Source organism: Dongia sp. P2_B8 (assembly GCF_056404715.1).
The window spans coordinates 319,843-334,250 of record NZ_JBFUDM010000002.1 but is presented as its reverse complement, the minus strand read 5'-3'; the positions used below and the strand labels follow the sequence as shown (position 1 = coordinate 334,250).

Here is a 14,408-nt window from a genome sequence, read left to right as displayed (position 1 = left end):
ATGAGCAGCTGGCCGCAGGAAGGACTGCCTTTTCATGCCGGTGAAGTCGCCGTGCAGGCGCGCGCCGGTGTGACGCATAAAGCCGAGGCCGCGGGCCGTTATGGCATCCGCCCCTTCATGCCGGACCAGCACCGCGACTTCTTCAATCATCTGCCGTTCCTCATCGTCGGCAGCCAGGATGAGGCTGGGGCCCTGTGGGCGTCGGTGCTGGTGGGTGAGCCCGGCTTTATCGACGCGCCCGATCCGGTGACGCTCGACATCGCGGCAGCGCCGTTGCCGGGCGATCCGCTGGCAGGCAATCTGACGGAGGGTGCCAAGCTTGGGTTCCTGGGCTTGCAGCCCGAAACGCGCCGCCGCAACCGCATGAACGGCCGTCTCACCTGGCGGACTGAGAAGATGTTCAGTGTCACCGTCGCGCAGAGCTTCGGCAATTGCCCGCAATATATCCAGGCGCGCGAGCCGGCCTTTGTCGGCGATGTTGGCGTGATGCGGGAAATCGCGATCGGCAGCCGGCTCACGGGCATCGCCGCCGATCTGGTGCGCGGTAGCGACACGTTCTTCCTTGCAACGTCAAACGCGGCAGCAGCAACCGGTGCAGATCCGAGTGATGGTGTCGATGTTTCACATCGCGGCGGCAGGCCAGGCTTCGTGCGGGTGACAGAAGAAGATGGCCGGGCCGTGTTGACGGTGCCGGATTTCCGCGGCAACAATTTCTTCAACACGCTCGGCAATATCGAGAGCTATCCGCAGGCCGGCCTGCTGTTCCTGGATTTCACCAACGGCGCCTTGCTGCAGCTCACCGTCGATGCGGAAATCCTGTGGGACGATCCGGCGATCGCAACCTTCGCCGGTGCCCAGCGCCTGATGCGCTTTCGTGTGCGGCGTGGCCGCTATGTCGAGAACGCCCTGCCCTTGCGCTGGTCGGAAGCCGAACTGTCGCCACAATCGGCAAGGACCGGATCATGGGACGAGGCGCTTGATCACTGAAGCGGTTTGTAGGCGGCTTTCTCGCTGGTGCCGGCAAACAGCAGGACGCATTCCGACGCACCTTGAGCGGCACAGAGCGCCATTGCCTTCTTACGGGTAGCTATCCGCCCCCCGTCGCCACCACCGCAGATCGCCATGCCAGGCACATTGCCGCCGTTCTTGCTGACGCAGCCCGCCTCGCCATGCTGTCGGCCATCCTTGGACACGGCAAAGTACGCCACGACCTGAAGGCCGCCGGCATAGCCAAGATAATGATCGACGGCGCCCTTGGTCTTGGGCGAGAGCACGATGGTGCCGTCGGCCAGCGGGCTTTCGAAAGCAGGTTCGTCAGGTGTCACCGCGGCTGTCTGCGCGGCTGTCTGCGCGGCAGGTGCAGGCGCCGCCTGCGCCACCGCGCGGCTGGCGACCTGAGCTTCAAGCTCTGCCTTTCGACTGAGCGCCAATTCGGCATAGATGCCTTGCGGATATTTTTTGAGATAGGCGGCATAGTCGCCGGCCCGGTTGCTGTTCTCGATCGTCGCCCAGAGATCTTTCTCGGCGGTATCGGCCACTGGCGCTGTGGTTGATGGCACAACGGCGACTGGCGCAGGTTCCGGCGCGGGCTGGGCGATGGCCGCCACCTGGCTCTTCTCGCCGGCAAAATAGAACGAGCTCATCAGCGATGAACTGTCCCATGGCGTCTGTTCGCCATTGGTCATCTTGGAGACATTGACCCGCACATTGCGGAAAGATTCCTCGATACCCTGGCCGGGCTTCACCATCTCGGCAACCAGGGCGGTGGCAAAAGGTGAGTTCTTGCCGACGCCATCGGCCGCGGTCTGGCCGGGTGCGGTTGAATAGGCAACATAGGAGCCATTGGGCGCATCCATGCGCGCAAGGCCCCGCGTCGCCGAGCGCATGCCGCGCGAAAGCGGGTTGTTGCGGCAGGCGTCAAGGATCACGATGCTGGTATTGGGTGCTGCATATTCCATCTGTTTCAAGACAGCATCGGCCGAGACCGCTTCAAGATCGACATCGGCTTCGCGCCTTATATCGGCATTCACAGGCACCAGATAATTCTGGCCATCGACCTGCAATCCATGGCCGGCATAATAGAAAAGGGCTGACGCCGTGGGACCGGCAGTACCCAGCGCTTCGCCGAAATCGGAGACGGCACGCTTCATCTTCTTCTGGTCCGCATCCGTTACCAGCGTCACGGTGAAGCCAAGCTTCTGCAAGGTGCTGGCGATGAGCTTGCCGTCATTCACCGGATTGGCCAGCGGATCGAGGCCGCCTGCATAGGCACTGTTGGCAATGACCAAAGCGAGACGCGGTTCCGCTTGCGCCGGCACCATCATGGCCAGAATCGCAACCGCGGCGAACAGAGGTGCAATGACTCGCTTCATATGCGTCACCCCAATGGAGGTCTGAACGGTACCGGTTCCCTGCCTTAGATTTCCGCTAATCATCGGCTCCGACAAAATAGAACGCGTTCGGCATGGATGAGGATTCCCAGGGCAACTGGTTCCCATCCGTCGCCTTCATGACCCGGTTGCGGACATTGCGAAAGACTTCCTCAATCATCTGCCCAGGTTTTACCATCTCAGCCGCCAGCGCTGTCGCGTAGGGCGAATTCATGCCGTCGCCCGGCCTCGCAGATTCGCCCGGCGCAGTTGAATAGGCGACGAAGAATCCTGGCGGCAAATTCGCAATTCTTCTGCCGGTGTACCCACCGAATGGATTGTCGCGGCTGGCATCGAGGATAACGATGCCCGTGGCGGCATACTCCATATGTTTCAGTACGGTTTCTGCGGAGATCGTGCTGATCTCGAAGTCAGCCTCCTGCAGGATCGCTGTATGGATCGGCACCAGATAGTGATGTCCGTCGACCTCCGCGCCGCCACCAACATAATAGAAGAGGGCGGTCGTGGTCGGGCCGGCCGCCGCCAGCGCGTAACCGAATCGCGCAATAGCGCGCTTCATACCCTGCTGGTCGACATCGCTGGCCAGGGTCACGGTGAAGCCGAGCTTCTGCAGCGAGGCCGTGATGAGCCTGCCGTCATTGACCGAGTTGGCGAGCCGCGGCAAGCCGTCCTCATAGGCACCATTGGCGATGACCAAAGCGAGGCGCGGTTCGGCCTGGGCCAAACCGGCCAGTGGGATAAGACATAGGCAAAGAACCAGGCGCACCAGCCAACGCATCTGAACCCCCAAGCGATGCAGCCGCGGCCAAAAGCTTAGTCGCAGCAGCAGCGGTTCACAACATGCAGCTGATGAGCATATGCGGGTGTTAGGGCGATCTCGTCATGACCGGCGTCACAAAATGGGCTTAGGGCCGTATTCTTACGCCGCGCCGCCTATTCGGCCTCATCCGGCGTGAAGTTCATGGCGACGCCGTTGATGCAATAGCGAAGATAGGTGGGTGGCGGGCCGTCTTCGAAGACATGGCCAAGATGGCTGCCGCAGGTGGCGCAATGCACTTCGGTACGGGTCATGAAATGGCTGCGGTCGACGGTGGTTTCGGTCGAACCCGGGACCGGATCGTTGAAACTCGGCCAGCCGGTGCCGCTTTCGAATTTGCTGCCGGAGATGAACAGTTTCTGATCGCAGCCCGCACAGGTGAAATGGCCATGGCGCTTTTCATAATTGAGGGCGCAGGAGCCCGGCCGCTCGGTGCCATGGCCGCGCATCACCTGATACTGCTCCGGCGTCAGGCGCTGGCGCCATTCGGCATCGGTGCGGGTCACGGGAAAAGTCTGCTGGGTTGCGGCTTTCATCGGCAGGGCTCCTTCTGGTCACCAAGATGGTGCTGGAGCGAGCGGAAAGCAAGCTGATGGGGAAGTCCAAAATAGCTGCGGGCGCCCTATGGGGATGGCATCGGGCGCCCGCGATCTGAAGCGGAGATGGGGACGGTTGGGTGAGCCCCGCTTCATGTGAGGGACCTTATCCCTGTGCTGGGAAGCCGTCTGTGATGTGGGTCACAGCTGGGCGCGGGCGCCAAATCGGCGGTTCTAGCGGGCGGGATCTGCCTTCACGAAATCGACGAAGGCGCGCAAGGGGGCCGGCATGTGCTGGCGGCTTTGGTAATAGAGGAACGGGCCGGAGAAGCTGATGGTCCAATCCGGCATGAGGGCTTCAAGCGCGCCGCTGGCGAGATGGGGCGCCAGCATTTCCTCGAACGCATAGACAAGGCCGCGCCCGTCGAGGGCGGCAGCCAGTCCAAGCTCGACGGCGTTGGTGATGAGCGAGCCGGTTGGGTTGACATGGATGGTCTCGCCGTTCCGCTCGAATTCCCATTGCGGCATTGCCCCGCTTTCAAAACGGTGACGGATGCACGGATGGGCCAGGATTTCCTGGGGATGAACCGGCCTGCCATGAGTTGCAAGATAGGCCGGTGCTGCCGCGAGAATGAAACGCTGCACCCTGGGCCCCAGCGGCACACGGATCATGTCGCGCTCCAGCGCCTCGTCATAGCGGATGCCGGCATCGAAGCCTGCCGCCAGCACGTCGATGAACCGGTCATTGGCAGCAACCTCGAGCGTGATGCCGGGATAGGCGCTGAGAAAGCGGGGGACGATCGAGGGCAGGATATAGCGGGCGACGATGATGGGGACATTGAGGCGCAAGGTGCCGGTGGGCGTGTCGCGGAAGTCATTGACCGCGTCGAGGGCCGCCACGACCTCGCCCAGGGCCGGCGCCAACCGGTCGAGCAGGCGCTGCCCGGCCTCGGTCACGGTGACGCTGCGCGTGGTGCGGTTGAGGAGGCGGACGCCCAGCCTCGATTCCAGCCTGGCCAAGGCAGCGCTCAGCGACGAGGCCGAGACACCGCGCATTTTCGCAGCCTGGCGAAAGGAGCGGGCATCGGCTACAGCAGCAAAGGCACCGAGATCGGCAAGGTCTGGTTGGTTCATTGTGCAAAATCCCGTACAAGCTGTTCAGATTATACAGGATTATCGAACGAAGAGCTCATCCCCATATTTTGAGCATTGGAACCGCAGCATGCCGGCCCCGTTACAGGTCGCCGGCCAGGAGATTTGAAGCGATGCAGCAGCGTAAATTGGGTACCAGCTTGACCGTCCCGGCCCTGGGCCTGGGGTGCATGAGCATGTCGGGCATGTATGGCCCGTCCGAGCGTGCCGAGAGCCTGGCCACCATCGATGCCGCCCTCGATGCGGGCATCACCTTGCTTGATACCGGCGATTTCTACGGCATGGGCCATAACGAGCTGCTGATCGGCGAAGCGCTCAAGGCCGGAACCAAGCGCGACAAGGCGATCCTCAGTGTGAAGTTCGGAGCGCTTCGCGATCCGGCAGGCAGCTGGATCGGCATGGACACGCGGCCCGCGGCGATGAAGACCTTCCTCGCCTACACACTCAACCGGCTGGGCGTCGATTACATCGATATCTACCGCCCAGCACGGCTCGATCCCAATGTGCCGATCGAGGAGACGATCGGCGCCATCGCCGACATGGTGAAGGCCGGTTATGTGCGCCATATCGGGCTTTCTGAGGTCGGCTCCGATACCATCCGGCGCGCGGCCAAGGTGCATCCCATCGCCGACCTGCAGATCGAGTATTCGCTGATCTCGCGCGGGATCGAGGATGGGATCCTCAAAACCTGCCGCGATCTTGGCATCGCCATCACCGCCTATGGCGTGCTGTCGCGTGGCCTCATCAGCGGCCATTGGAAGAAGGGTGCGGTCACCGGCCATGGCGATTTCCGCGCTCATAGCCCGCGCTTCCAGGACGGGAATATCGATCGCAACCTGGCGCTGGTCGAGGCGTTGCGTGGGATTGCGGCAGCCAAGGGGGCGAGTGTCGCGCAGATCGCCATCGCCTGGGTGTTGGCGCAAGGTACCGATATTGTCCCGCTGGTGGGATCGCGCCGCCGCGACCAGCTCAAGGAATCGCTGGGCGCCCTTGATGTGACCCTGACGCCAGCCGATCTCGCCGCCATCGACCGGGCGGTCCCCAAGGATGCTGCCGCCGGCATGCGCTATGCCGAAGCCCTGATGGCACATCTCGACAGCGAGCGGCATTAAACGCCAGAAATATACCCGGGTAATATTGACGGCGTAATTTTACCCGGGTATATATTGGGGACCATCTGATTTGAAGGTCCCGACATGAGCGAGATTGCCACCCCCACCTATACGGTCTTCGCCGGACAGCGCCGCCTTGCGGCCGGCGCGCTGGCGAAGATCGCGGTCATGGTCAAACACGCGCTGGCCGATGACGCCGTCACGCCGATCCTCATCTATGACGACAGCACCGGCCGCGCCATCGACCTCGACACACGCGGCGCCGATGCGGAAGTCGCGGCGCGCTATGCCGTGCCCTCAATGGCCGACACCGAACCACGCGGCCGCGGCCGCCCGAAGCTCGGCGTTGTTGCGCGTGAGGTGACGCTCTTGCCGCGCCATTGGGATTGGCTGGGCAGCCAGCCGGGCGGCGCCTCGGTCGCCTTGCGAAAACTGGTCGAGGATGCACGCGGCAAAGGCAGCGACCGGCAGCGGCGGCGCGCGGCGCAGGATGCCGCCTATCATTTCATGTCGGCGATGGCCGGCAACTTCCCCGATTTCGAAGACGCGATCCGCGCCCTTTATGCCGATGACCGGACGACGTTCGAAACCCTCACCGAAAGCTGGCCCACCGACATCCGCGACCATGCGCGCAAGCTTGGCTTCGTCGCATAGCATGCGAGCCACACGGGCAGATCTGCCGCGGCTCCATGAACTGCTCGACAGTCCAGCGAAGCCGAACCGCCGTCGTGCGTATGTGCGGGATTTCGAAGCGGCCATTGCCGTGGATCCGCTCAGGCTTCGGCGATTCGAAGCGATCGAAGCTGATCTTGCCGGTCTCGATGCCTTGGCCTGGTCACATCTCAAAACGCTGGTCGCCGGCAGGTTTGCGCAAGCGGCGCCACAGCATGGCTGGCAGCAAGCCTTCGACATCCTGAACGAGGCCAAGGCCTATCGCTACCTGGTCGACCTTGGCTGCACGGAGGTCATGTTCCTGCCAGCCGGCATGACGAAGATGCCAGATCTCCAGGCCAGGGACGGCGCGAAGCGGGTGCTGTGCGAGGTCAAGACCATCATTGCCTCCATGCGCGCGACCTTCTGGAAGAAGCTGGCCACGCGCCTGACCGATGCGCGGATGCAGATCGATGCGTTTTCGCCTGATTCCAATAGCCGCCGCATCATCTATGTCGTGCTGATGCTCGACGCCATCCAACCGGCGCAACGCGCAGCCTTTCTGGCCGACGTCAGAATTTATGCGGCAAACCTGCCGGCATGGCAGGGCGAGATCGTCGTCGCGGCAGCTGCAACCGGTCACGGACCGGATCACATGCCAGATGTCATTCAGCTCATCGGCGATTCTTCGATCTCGAGATAGACGATGACCTTGTCGACGGTGACACCGTCGCTGGAGAGCGGGAGCATCAGCGTTTCGGAATCGCGCATCAGGCCGCTTCTGGAATTGGTCGCGTCATAGTCATAGACCAGCACCTGCTCATCCACCACCAGCCGATAGTTTTCGAGAACCTCGGCGAGGGTCAGCCCGTGATAGCCTTCCTCGACGGTCTTGCCTGTCACATCGCTCTGGCGCAGTGCCACTGAGCGGGAGCCGACCAGGCGATAGGTGAGCCTCCTCGGATTATGCTCCACGTCGACCAGAATGATGCCGGACAGCCACTCCTTCATCTCGATGGGATCGAAATCGGCACGCGACGGCATTTTGCGTCCCTGCCGCTTGCCGTCCCAATGGCGGTAGAACGACGCCACAGGAGCGGAGCAACGGCGGAGAAAATCGATCGACGTCATGCGTGGGTAGGGTGTCGCACCCTCTGGATCGTATCTGCTGTCGGTCATGCTTGATCCCGATTGATCGAGGATCATTGCAGGCATGGCGGATGTGCAAGTCAAGCTTCGGTTGCACGCGCCGCCGGCGAGAGAGGTGCTGCGCGTGCACGAGATGCCGATCATGACAGCGATCGCGGCGGTACCCGAAATTCTCGATTGACTCACATATAACTCTCCAGTTATGGATTAGACCCATAGCCAGAGAGTTATATGTCCCGATGCCCCATACCCACGAAATGCTCTTCAAAACGCTCGCCGATCCCACGCGGCGGGCCATCTTCGAGCGGCTGTGCCGTGAAGGAGAGCAGTCGGTCACGGCCCTGACCGTACAAGCAGGGGTCTCGCAGCCGGCTGTCTCCAAGCATCTTGGCGTCCTGAAGCAGGCCGGGCTGGTGCTCGACCGCCACGAGGGCCGCCAAACGCATTACAGCGCGCGGCCCGGTGCCCTGGCCCCGCTGATCGACTGGACAAGCCAGATGACGGGGTTCTGGCAAGACCGGTTCGACGACCTCGAGGATCTGCTGAAAAGGATGGACCAATGATCGATAAATCGACCGAAACGCTCTCCGTCATTGTCGAACGGGAGATCCCACATCCGCCGGAAAAGATCTGGCGCGCGCTCACCCAACCGCACCTGATCGAAGAGTGGCTCATGAAGAACAACTTCATGCCTGTCGTGGGCCACCGTTTCGACCTGCGCGCGGACTGGGGCAGTGTTGATTGCCGGGTGCTGGTGGTCGAGCCGAACAAGACACTGTCTTACACATGGGAAGCCCATGGTCTCGAGAGTATCGTCACCTGGACCCTCACCCCTGCGGGCGCGGGGACCCGCCTGCGCATGAACCAGTCGGGCTTCCGGCCGGATCAGCAGCAGGCCTACCAGGGTGCCAAGGGCGGATGGCCGCGATTCTTCGCGGCCCTGGAGCAGCTATTGGGGCAGGCGGATTGACATCCGCCGGCACAATCCGTCCAACCCGCTTCAGCACATCGTCATAAGGAGGTCCCATTGGCTATGAATATATGGGTTCGGCAGGCCCATCGCTGGCTGTCCATCGTCTTTACAATCACCGTCATCGCCAACTTCGTCGCCATGGGATTGGGAGAGTCTTCCCCCTGGGTGGTCTATGCGCCGCTGATCCCGCTCTTCCTGCTCCTGTTCAGCGGTCTTTACATGTTCGTGCTGCCCTATGCCGCCAAGTGGCACCGTGGGCGACGCGCCGGCGCACTGGAGTGAATGCAGTAGCCAAGTTTCCAGGAGAGCAAGAAGATTGACGGGGAGGCATGCGGGGAGGCAACTAAACCTGTTGCACTCGGTTTTGATCGCGGCAGCTGATCGCACAATAAGAGGAAGAGCCGATGACCAAGGGAAAGCTCAGCTTCAAGCAGTCGGACCTGACGCGGGCGATTAAGGCGGTGAGGGCCGCCGGGTTCGACGTATCCCGGATCGAAATCGAGCCGGAGACGGGCAAGATCATCGTTGTCCCCGGCAAGGCGCTGTCAGTGCGGCGCGAACCCGCCGGCAGCGACGAGGCAAACGCGTCGCAGTACAAGGCCATACAAGAAGCTCTCGAAAGAAGCCGGCGGGGCGACACGCCCAGCACGATCGAGGTCGGCCATCACCGCTCAGCCACAGCACCCGACACGGATGCATAACCGCGCCGGCCTATGCAGCGGCGGAGCCTTGTCGTAATGGTCCAAGGGGCGGGTTGGGGCCGTTTACATCCATAATGACGCCCCCTATTGTGCCCGGCCAATCGCAGCATTCTTTGCTGCAACAATCTTGCCGGAGCACTATGCGCCCTTCCATCTCCCTCCTGGTTGCAACCTTCGCCTTGCTCGCTTCAGGCTGCGCCCAGAACGCAGCAACACACCGGGTCGACAGCACAGAAGCACTGGATTGTTTGCCCTTCATCGATGCGGGCACCGCCCTGGCAGCGGAGCTGGCGGCACATCCCGATCGGACCAATTGCGAAACGCGCTATGGCCCCCAGGGTGGCTATGTCGAATCTTTCGGATCGACGAGCCTCAGCCCACGCGGGGCGACGTCGGATCTGAAGGGCATGATTATGGTCTATCGCTATTTCGGCTGGGACGAAGGCTTGAAGCCGATCGAAGCCTCCGACCTTAGCTGGGACAAGGATTTCCGTGTCGTGACCCGCGATCTACCGGTGCAGCTCACCGGCGTGGTGGGAACGGGCCGGGTCGTGCGCTTTGAAAGTGTCGACAGTGACGTGACCCGCGTTTGCGTCAGCGCCAATACCAAGAATGCCAATGGTTCACGGACCCTGGTGGACCTGTGCCGGCCAATCGGCAGGCTGGCCAGTGACGATGCCGTGCTGGCAGAAGCAAAGCTCATCGCCAACGAGGATTTTCCCGCGATCAATCCTTGAAGGTGATCTATTGGGGGCCCGAAGCCCGTTAGGGCGTGAGGCGTGGCGGAGAGAGTGGGATTCGAACCCACGATAGGTTTTACCCTATGCACGCTTTCCAAGCGTGTGCCTTAAACCACTCGGCCATCCCTCCGGATGTCTTGACGGCCCCAGCGCGGGGGCCAGCTGCCGCGCCCGGCCATTCCCTAATCTGGGGGGCTTGCGCGGGCGGGAACCTAGCGAAGGGCCATTCTGAAGGCAATAGAAGATCGCAGTCCCAAAATCAGCCAGGGAGTGCGGTACCCTGCCCGGACGCCGCAAAAGGACGGGAATAGCGCTGTTACCGCTCAAATCCGACCCGGCCCGACGCTATTTTGCCGCAACATGGCTCGACCGGTCACGGGCACCCATGTCATAAAACAGGCCATGAACCCCGTTCGGATCACCGCCCTGGTATTTATGGCCGCCGGCATCCTCACGCTGGTGCTGGATGTCATGGAGCGCCTGCTGTCCCCGAGCTGGAACGGCATGGCGCTGGGCTATCTGTGGAGCATGATGGCGCCCGCCAGCCTGCAGGCCACGCAAAGGCTGATCGAGGGCAGCATTTCCCTGGTGCTGTGGCAGCATGTCCTGCTGCCGATCCTGATGCTGCCGGTCTGGGCGCCCTGCCTGGTGATCGGCGTCATCCTGTTCATCGTCGGCAAGCGCCTCGACGATTAGGCGACGCCCCAGCTATTCGTGGATCTTGAGGGCCGCGATGAAGGCCGATTGCGGGATCTCGACATTGCCGTACTGGCGCATCTTCTTCTTGCCCTCTTTCTGCTTGTCGAGGAGCTTCCGCTTACGGCTGATGTCGCCGCCATAACATTTGGCGGTGACGTCCTTGCGCATCGCACTCACCGTCTCGCGGGCAATGACCTTGGCGCCGATCGCGGCCTGGATGGCGATCTTGAACAGCTGCCGTGGGATGAGATCCTTCAGCTTCTCGCACAGCACGCGGCCACGGCTTTCGGCCTGGCTTTTGTGCACGATGCAGGAGAGCGCATCGACGGGATCGTTGTTGACCAGGATGTTGAGCTTGACGAGATCGCTCTCCTCATAGCCATCGAGGTGATAGTCGAAGCTCGCATAACCGCGGCTGATCGATTTCAGGCGGTCATAGAAATCGAACACCACTTCGTTCAATGGCAAGCGGTAGACCACCATGGCGCGGCTGCCGGCGTAGGTGAGGTCGATCTGGGTGCCGCGGCGTTCCTGGCACAGCTTCAGGATCGAGCCCAGATATTCGTCAGGCACCATGATGGTGGCCTTGATCCAAGGCTCTTCGATCTTCTCGATCTTCACGATATCCGGGAAGTCCGCCGGATTGTGCAGCTCGATCAAATCGCCATTCTGCATGTGGATCTTGTAGACCACTGAGGGCGCCGTGGTGATGAGGTCGAGGTTGAACTCGCGCTCCAGCCGCTCCTGGATGATCTCGAGATGCAGCAGACCTAAGAAGCCGCAGCGGAAGCCGAAGCCGAGCGCTGCCGATGTTTCCATCTCATACTGGAAGCTCGCATCATTGAGGCGCAGGCGCCCCATGCTGTCGCGCAGCGTTTCGAAATCGGCAGCATCAATGGGAAAGAGGCCGCAGAACACCACGGGGATCGACGGGCTGAAACCCGGCAGCGCTTCGGCGCAGGGTTTCTTGTCGTCGGTGATGGTGTCTCCGATCCGGCAATCCGCGACCGCCTTGATGCCGGCGGTGATGAAGCCCACTTCACCCGGCCCAAGCTCGCCGGTCATGGTCTGCTTCGGCGTGAAGCAACCGACCCGGTCGATTTCATAGGCGGCGTTGGCGGCCATCATGCGGGCCACGGTCTTCACCTTCACCACGCCGTCGATGACGCGCAGCAGAATGACGACGCCAAGATAGGGATCGTACCAGCTGTCGATCAGCATCGCCTTCAAGGGCTTGTCGCGGTCACCCTTGGGTGGTGGCAATCTGGTGACGATGGCTTCCAACACGCCCTTGATGTTGAGGCCGGTCTTTGCGGAAATCTCGACGGCGTCCGAGGCATCGATGCCGATCACATCCTCAATCTGCTGCTTGATGCGCGCGGGTTCCGCGGCCGGCAGATCGATCTTGTTCAAGATCGGCACGATCTCATGATGATGATCGATTGCCTGATAGACGTTAGCCAGCGTCTGCGCTTCCACACCCTGTGAGGCGTCGACCACCAGCAGCGACCCTTCGCAGGCAGCAAGGCAACGCGAGACTTCATAGGCGAAATCGACATGGCCCGGCGTGTCCATGAGATTGAGCTGATAGGTCTCGCCATTGTCGGCCTTGTACATCAGGCGCACGGTCTGGGCCTTGATGGTGATGCCGCGCTCTTTCTCGATGTCCATATTGTCGAGCACCTGCTCGGTCATCTCACGGTCGGTGAGACCACCGCAGGCCTGGATCAGCCGGTCGGCGAGGGTCGATTTACCGTGATCGATATGGGCAACGATGGAGAAATTGCGGATATGCGCGAGATCGGTCATTTGGCCACGATTTATGGGGGGTTCTGTCGCGGCGCAAGATAGGGGTGGGGCGAGGTATAATCAACCGGCGAAAAAGCTATTCGTGACAAACACTTAAAGTACGACAGCCAGTCCTGGTGGTTATGTTTGCTCAGCCGTCATCCCCGGGCTTGACCCGGGGATCAGATGCGACCGGGCACGTTGTTCGTCAGTTGCTGGCTGATCCCCGGGTCAAGCCCAGGGATGACGAAGCAAAATAGACCCCATTTGGCGCACGCCAAATACCGAGCATTTTATTGAATTTTCCGGGGATTAACAGCGTGCCGGTCATCACCCTTTGAGGCATTTGACGCGAACGATCCTGAGCAATGGCCCGACCAAGGCAATGAAGGCTGGGGCTTTCGCCCGGCCACCTGCCCCAAGGAGTTCGTGCCATGAAGAAATCCCTGTTGAGCGGTGCCACCATTCTCGGCCTCGCCCTGCTGATGTCCGGCTGCGTCGCCCAGAATGGTGGCGGCAACATGAACAGCGCCAACAATCCACCGCAGCAGAACCCGCAACCCCAGCCGCAGCCTGATCCCCAGGACCAGAGCAATGGCGGCGGCCTTCAACTCAATCCCGACCTAGTCGGCAAGCTGCAACCGCAGCCCAAACCCAGCATCGACCCGAACAAGGTGCCGATCCTGGTTGAGAAGAAGCCGGTCATCAATCCCAGCGACCCGGTCATCGTCACGCAGAAGCCGATCTTCGTACAGAATCCCGGCGTGAAGCCCGTGCAGGTCAATCCGGGCAAGATCAACATCGGCCAGCAGAATGTTGGGCAGGTGCAGCCGGGCCAAGTGAAGCCCGGGAAATTGAATGGCGCCATGAACAAAAAGCAGATCCTGATCCAACCGTAAGAAACCAAGCGGGCCGCCGGTGAAATGACGGCGGCCCGCGTTCTTCGACTCTCTCGTATTGATCAATGGGCCAGGCGCCGATCGTAATCCGCCGCCAACGCCCGCAATGCTGCGGCACCATCGCCTTCATAGCTTGGTCCGTGCATCAGGCCGAGGCGCTTGGGCTGCAGATCGGCCAGGCGCCGGATGGTGGCGCCCATCGTGGGATGCAGGCTTGATGCCTTGAACATATCCTCGGCCGCGATGGCAGGGCCGACGACGTCGTCCGAGACGAGTGCCGGCCGGTCGCCGAGCTGGGTGAAGAGATCGCCACAGAGCAAGGTGCCGCTCCCCTCTTCATAGAAGAGGCCGGCTTCCCAGCCATGGGGCACATGCGGCGTGTCGAGATAGCGCAGGCGCCTTCCTTGCCCAACATCGATGATCTGATTGTCCGCCAGCATCTGCGGCGGCCGGTCGGCAAGGTCATTCAACGACACCATGCAGGCCGTGCCGCCATGGGCGATCTCGGATCTGGGGGCAATGCGGAGCCACTCGTTCATGGCGCCGCACTCATCAGCTTCGACATGACCGAAGGTGATCCAGCGCAAGCTTTCCGGCGGGATCAACTTGGCAACAGCCGCCTGTACCAGCGGAAACATGCGCCGTGGTCCCGTATGAAACAGCAGCGGCTCGTCGCCGGTGATGAGGAACTGGTTGAAGGTGAAGCCGGCCGGTGGTGCAATATCTGCCACATGGGTCGAGAGCCGGTAAATTCCGTCCGCGATTTCGGCGATCTTCGTTTCCATGATCAATCCTTTCGCA

At 61.6% G+C, this 14,408-nt stretch carries 18 protein-coding genes and 1 tRNA gene; 11 read left to right on the top strand and 8 right to left on the bottom strand.

The annotated features are described in order from the left end of the window. Positions 1 to 987 (top strand): flavin-nucleotide-binding protein, encoded by a 987-nt coding sequence (locus AC1DWZ_RS06440; protein ID WP_477168046.1) that lies wholly within the window; start codon positions 1 to 3, stop codon positions 985 to 987. Here the strand turns inward: AC1DWZ_RS06440 and AC1DWZ_RS06435 are convergent. From AC1DWZ_RS06435 to AC1DWZ_RS06420, 4 genes are all read right to left on the bottom strand, one after another. Beyond that, positions 981 to 2,372, bottom strand: a complete 1,392-nt coding sequence (locus AC1DWZ_RS06435; RefSeq protein ID WP_477168045.1) for a caspase family protein — start codon at positions 2,370 to 2,372, stop codon at positions 981 to 983. The genes AC1DWZ_RS06440 and AC1DWZ_RS06435 overlap by 7 nt on opposite strands. 55 nt (positions 2,373 to 2,427) lie before the next feature. Beyond that, positions 2,428 to 3,168, bottom strand: a complete 741-nt coding sequence (locus tag AC1DWZ_RS06430) for a caspase family protein (RefSeq protein ID WP_477168044.1) — start codon at positions 3,166 to 3,168, stop codon at positions 2,428 to 2,430. A 155-nt stretch (positions 3,169 to 3,323) separates the two neighbouring features. Next, the gene (gene msrB / locus AC1DWZ_RS06425) at positions 3,324 to 3,743 is read right to left on the bottom strand and encodes a peptide-methionine (R)-S-oxide reductase MsrB (RefSeq protein ID WP_477168043.1); all 420 of its coding nucleotides are present in this window, start codon (positions 3,741 to 3,743) and stop codon (positions 3,324 to 3,326) included. Positions 3,744 to 3,977: 234 nt separating this feature from the next. After that, positions 3,978 to 4,877, bottom strand: a complete 900-nt coding sequence (locus tag AC1DWZ_RS06420) for a LysR family transcriptional regulator (RefSeq protein WP_477168042.1) — start codon at positions 4,875 to 4,877, stop codon at positions 3,978 to 3,980. Between the two features lie 131 nt (positions 4,878 to 5,008). Here AC1DWZ_RS06420 and AC1DWZ_RS06415 point away from each other — a divergent pair, with 131 nt between their 5' ends. From AC1DWZ_RS06415 to AC1DWZ_RS06405, 3 genes are all read left to right on the top strand, one after another. Then, positions 5,009 to 6,007, top strand: coding sequence for an aldo/keto reductase (locus AC1DWZ_RS06415; RefSeq protein ID WP_477168041.1), 999 nt, complete (start codon positions 5,009 to 5,011; stop codon positions 6,005 to 6,007). An 84-nt stretch (positions 6,008 to 6,091) separates the two neighbouring features. Continuing rightward, the gene (locus tag AC1DWZ_RS06410) at positions 6,092 to 6,661 is read left to right on the top strand and encodes a DUF2239 family protein (protein ID WP_477168040.1); all 570 of its coding nucleotides are present in this window, start codon (positions 6,092 to 6,094) and stop codon (positions 6,659 to 6,661) included. 1 nt (position 6,662) lies between these two features. Further along, on the top strand, positions 6,663 to 7,361 hold the full coding sequence (locus tag AC1DWZ_RS06405) for a hypothetical protein (RefSeq protein ID WP_477168039.1): 699 nt from the start codon (positions 6,663 to 6,665) through the stop codon (positions 7,359 to 7,361). Here the strand turns inward: AC1DWZ_RS06405 and AC1DWZ_RS06400 are convergent. Next, positions 7,328 to 7,837 (bottom strand): PAS domain-containing protein, encoded by a 510-nt coding sequence (locus tag AC1DWZ_RS06400; protein WP_477168038.1) that lies wholly within the window; start codon positions 7,835 to 7,837, stop codon positions 7,328 to 7,330. The genes AC1DWZ_RS06405 and AC1DWZ_RS06400 overlap by 34 nt on opposite strands. Before the next feature lie 209 nt (positions 7,838 to 8,046). On the opposite strand from AC1DWZ_RS06400, the gene AC1DWZ_RS06395 reads away from it, so the two are divergent. The 5 genes from AC1DWZ_RS06395 (at position 8,047) to AC1DWZ_RS06375 (ending at position 10,218) form a co-directional block, all read left to right on the top strand. Next, complete coding sequence (locus tag AC1DWZ_RS06395) at positions 8,047 to 8,370, top strand: ArsR/SmtB family transcription factor (RefSeq protein ID WP_477168037.1); 324 nt, start codon at positions 8,047 to 8,049, stop codon at positions 8,368 to 8,370. Beyond that, complete coding sequence (locus AC1DWZ_RS06390; protein WP_477168036.1) at positions 8,367 to 8,777, top strand: SRPBCC family protein; 411 nt, start codon at positions 8,367 to 8,369, stop codon at positions 8,775 to 8,777. Before AC1DWZ_RS06395 ends, AC1DWZ_RS06390 begins: the two co-directional genes overlap by 4 nt. Positions 8,778 to 8,840: 63 nt before the next feature. Further along, positions 8,841 to 9,062: a hypothetical protein gene (locus tag AC1DWZ_RS06385; RefSeq protein WP_477168035.1), complete on the top strand. Its 222-nt coding sequence runs from the start codon at positions 8,841 to 8,843 to the stop codon at positions 9,060 to 9,062. Positions 9,063 to 9,184: 122 nt separating this feature from the next. Further along, positions 9,185 to 9,481 carry a hypothetical protein gene (locus tag AC1DWZ_RS06380; RefSeq protein WP_477168034.1) on the top strand — a complete coding sequence of 99 codons (297 nt, stop codon included), beginning with the start codon at positions 9,185 to 9,187 and terminating at the stop codon, positions 9,479 to 9,481. A 140-nt stretch (positions 9,482 to 9,621) separates the two neighbouring features. Then, on the top strand, positions 9,622 to 10,218 hold the full coding sequence (locus AC1DWZ_RS06375) for a hypothetical protein (protein ID WP_477168033.1): 597 nt from the start codon (positions 9,622 to 9,624) through the stop codon (positions 10,216 to 10,218). A gap of 43 nt (positions 10,219 to 10,261) precedes the next feature. Here the strand turns inward: AC1DWZ_RS06375 and AC1DWZ_RS06370 are convergent. Continuing rightward, a tRNA-Ser gene (locus AC1DWZ_RS06370) sits at positions 10,262 to 10,351 on the bottom strand. A gap of 272 nt (positions 10,352 to 10,623) precedes the next feature. On the opposite strand from AC1DWZ_RS06370, the gene AC1DWZ_RS06365 reads away from it, so the two are divergent. Then, positions 10,624 to 10,917, top strand: a complete 294-nt coding sequence (locus AC1DWZ_RS06365) for a hypothetical protein (RefSeq protein ID WP_477168032.1) — start codon at positions 10,624 to 10,626, stop codon at positions 10,915 to 10,917. A gap of 12 nt (positions 10,918 to 10,929) precedes the next feature. Here the strand turns inward: AC1DWZ_RS06365 and lepA are convergent, their stop codons facing one another. Further along, the gene (lepA, locus tag AC1DWZ_RS06360; RefSeq protein ID WP_477168031.1) at positions 10,930 to 12,729 is read right to left on the bottom strand and encodes a translation elongation factor 4; all 1,800 of its coding nucleotides are present in this window, start codon (positions 12,727 to 12,729) and stop codon (positions 10,930 to 10,932) included. A 413-nt stretch (positions 12,730 to 13,142) separates the two neighbouring features. Here lepA and AC1DWZ_RS06355 point away from each other — a divergent pair, with 413 nt between their 5' ends. Then, on the top strand, positions 13,143 to 13,607 hold the full coding sequence (locus AC1DWZ_RS06355) for a hypothetical protein (RefSeq protein ID WP_477168030.1): 465 nt from the start codon (positions 13,143 to 13,145) through the stop codon (positions 13,605 to 13,607). A 62-nt stretch (positions 13,608 to 13,669) separates the two neighbouring features. On the opposite strand, the gene AC1DWZ_RS06350 is transcribed toward AC1DWZ_RS06355, so the two are convergent. Next, positions 13,670 to 14,392, bottom strand: a complete 723-nt coding sequence (locus AC1DWZ_RS06350) for an oxygen-binding di-iron domain-containing protein (protein ID WP_477168029.1) — start codon at positions 14,390 to 14,392, stop codon at positions 13,670 to 13,672. Positions 14,393 to 14,408: the final 16 nt, after the last annotated feature.

What these genes read in the sequence shown, in the direction of transcription:
- AC1DWZ_RS06440 (WP_477168046.1), top strand. Translation starts at nt 1, where the DNA reads ATGAGCAGCTGGCCGCAGGAAGGACTGCCTTTTCATGCCGGTGAAGTC.
- AC1DWZ_RS06435 (WP_477168045.1), bottom strand. Translation starts at nt 2,372, where the DNA reads ATGAAGCGAGTCATTGCACCTCTGTTCGCCGCGGTTGCGATTCTGGCC.
- AC1DWZ_RS06430 (WP_477168044.1), bottom strand. Translation starts at nt 3,168, where the DNA reads ATGCGTTGGCTGGTGCGCCTGGTTCTTTGCCTATGTCTTATCCCACTG.
- msrB (WP_477168043.1), bottom strand. Translation starts at nt 3,743, where the DNA reads ATGAAAGCCGCAACCCAGCAGACTTTTCCCGTGACCCGCACCGATGCC.
- AC1DWZ_RS06420 (WP_477168042.1), bottom strand. Translation starts at nt 4,877, where the DNA reads ATGAACCAACCAGACCTTGCCGATCTCGGTGCCTTTGCTGCTGTAGCC.
- AC1DWZ_RS06415 (WP_477168041.1), top strand. Translation starts at nt 5,009, where the DNA reads ATGCAGCAGCGTAAATTGGGTACCAGCTTGACCGTCCCGGCCCTGGGC.
- AC1DWZ_RS06410 (WP_477168040.1), top strand. Translation starts at nt 6,092, where the DNA reads ATGAGCGAGATTGCCACCCCCACCTATACGGTCTTCGCCGGACAGCGC.
- AC1DWZ_RS06405 (WP_477168039.1), top strand. Translation starts at nt 6,663, where the DNA reads ATGCGAGCCACACGGGCAGATCTGCCGCGGCTCCATGAACTGCTCGAC.
- AC1DWZ_RS06400 (WP_477168038.1), bottom strand. Translation starts at nt 7,837, where the DNA reads ATGACCGACAGCAGATACGATCCAGAGGGTGCGACACCCTACCCACGC.
- AC1DWZ_RS06395 (WP_477168037.1), top strand. Translation starts at nt 8,047, where the DNA reads ATGCCCCATACCCACGAAATGCTCTTCAAAACGCTCGCCGATCCCACG.
- AC1DWZ_RS06390 (WP_477168036.1), top strand. Translation starts at nt 8,367, where the DNA reads ATGATCGATAAATCGACCGAAACGCTCTCCGTCATTGTCGAACGGGAG.
- AC1DWZ_RS06385 (WP_477168035.1), top strand. Translation starts at nt 8,841, where the DNA reads ATGAATATATGGGTTCGGCAGGCCCATCGCTGGCTGTCCATCGTCTTT.
- AC1DWZ_RS06380 (WP_477168034.1), top strand. Translation starts at nt 9,185, where the DNA reads ATGACCAAGGGAAAGCTCAGCTTCAAGCAGTCGGACCTGACGCGGGCG.
- AC1DWZ_RS06375 (WP_477168033.1), top strand. Translation starts at nt 9,622, where the DNA reads ATGCGCCCTTCCATCTCCCTCCTGGTTGCAACCTTCGCCTTGCTCGCT.
- AC1DWZ_RS06365 (WP_477168032.1), top strand. Translation starts at nt 10,624, where the DNA reads ATGAACCCCGTTCGGATCACCGCCCTGGTATTTATGGCCGCCGGCATC.
- lepA (WP_477168031.1), bottom strand. Translation starts at nt 12,729, where the DNA reads ATGACCGATCTCGCGCATATCCGCAATTTCTCCATCGTTGCCCATATC.
- AC1DWZ_RS06355 (WP_477168030.1), top strand. Translation starts at nt 13,143, where the DNA reads ATGAAGAAATCCCTGTTGAGCGGTGCCACCATTCTCGGCCTCGCCCTG.
- AC1DWZ_RS06350 (WP_477168029.1), bottom strand. Translation starts at nt 14,392, where the DNA reads ATGGAAACGAAGATCGCCGAAATCGCGGACGGAATTTACCGGCTCTCG.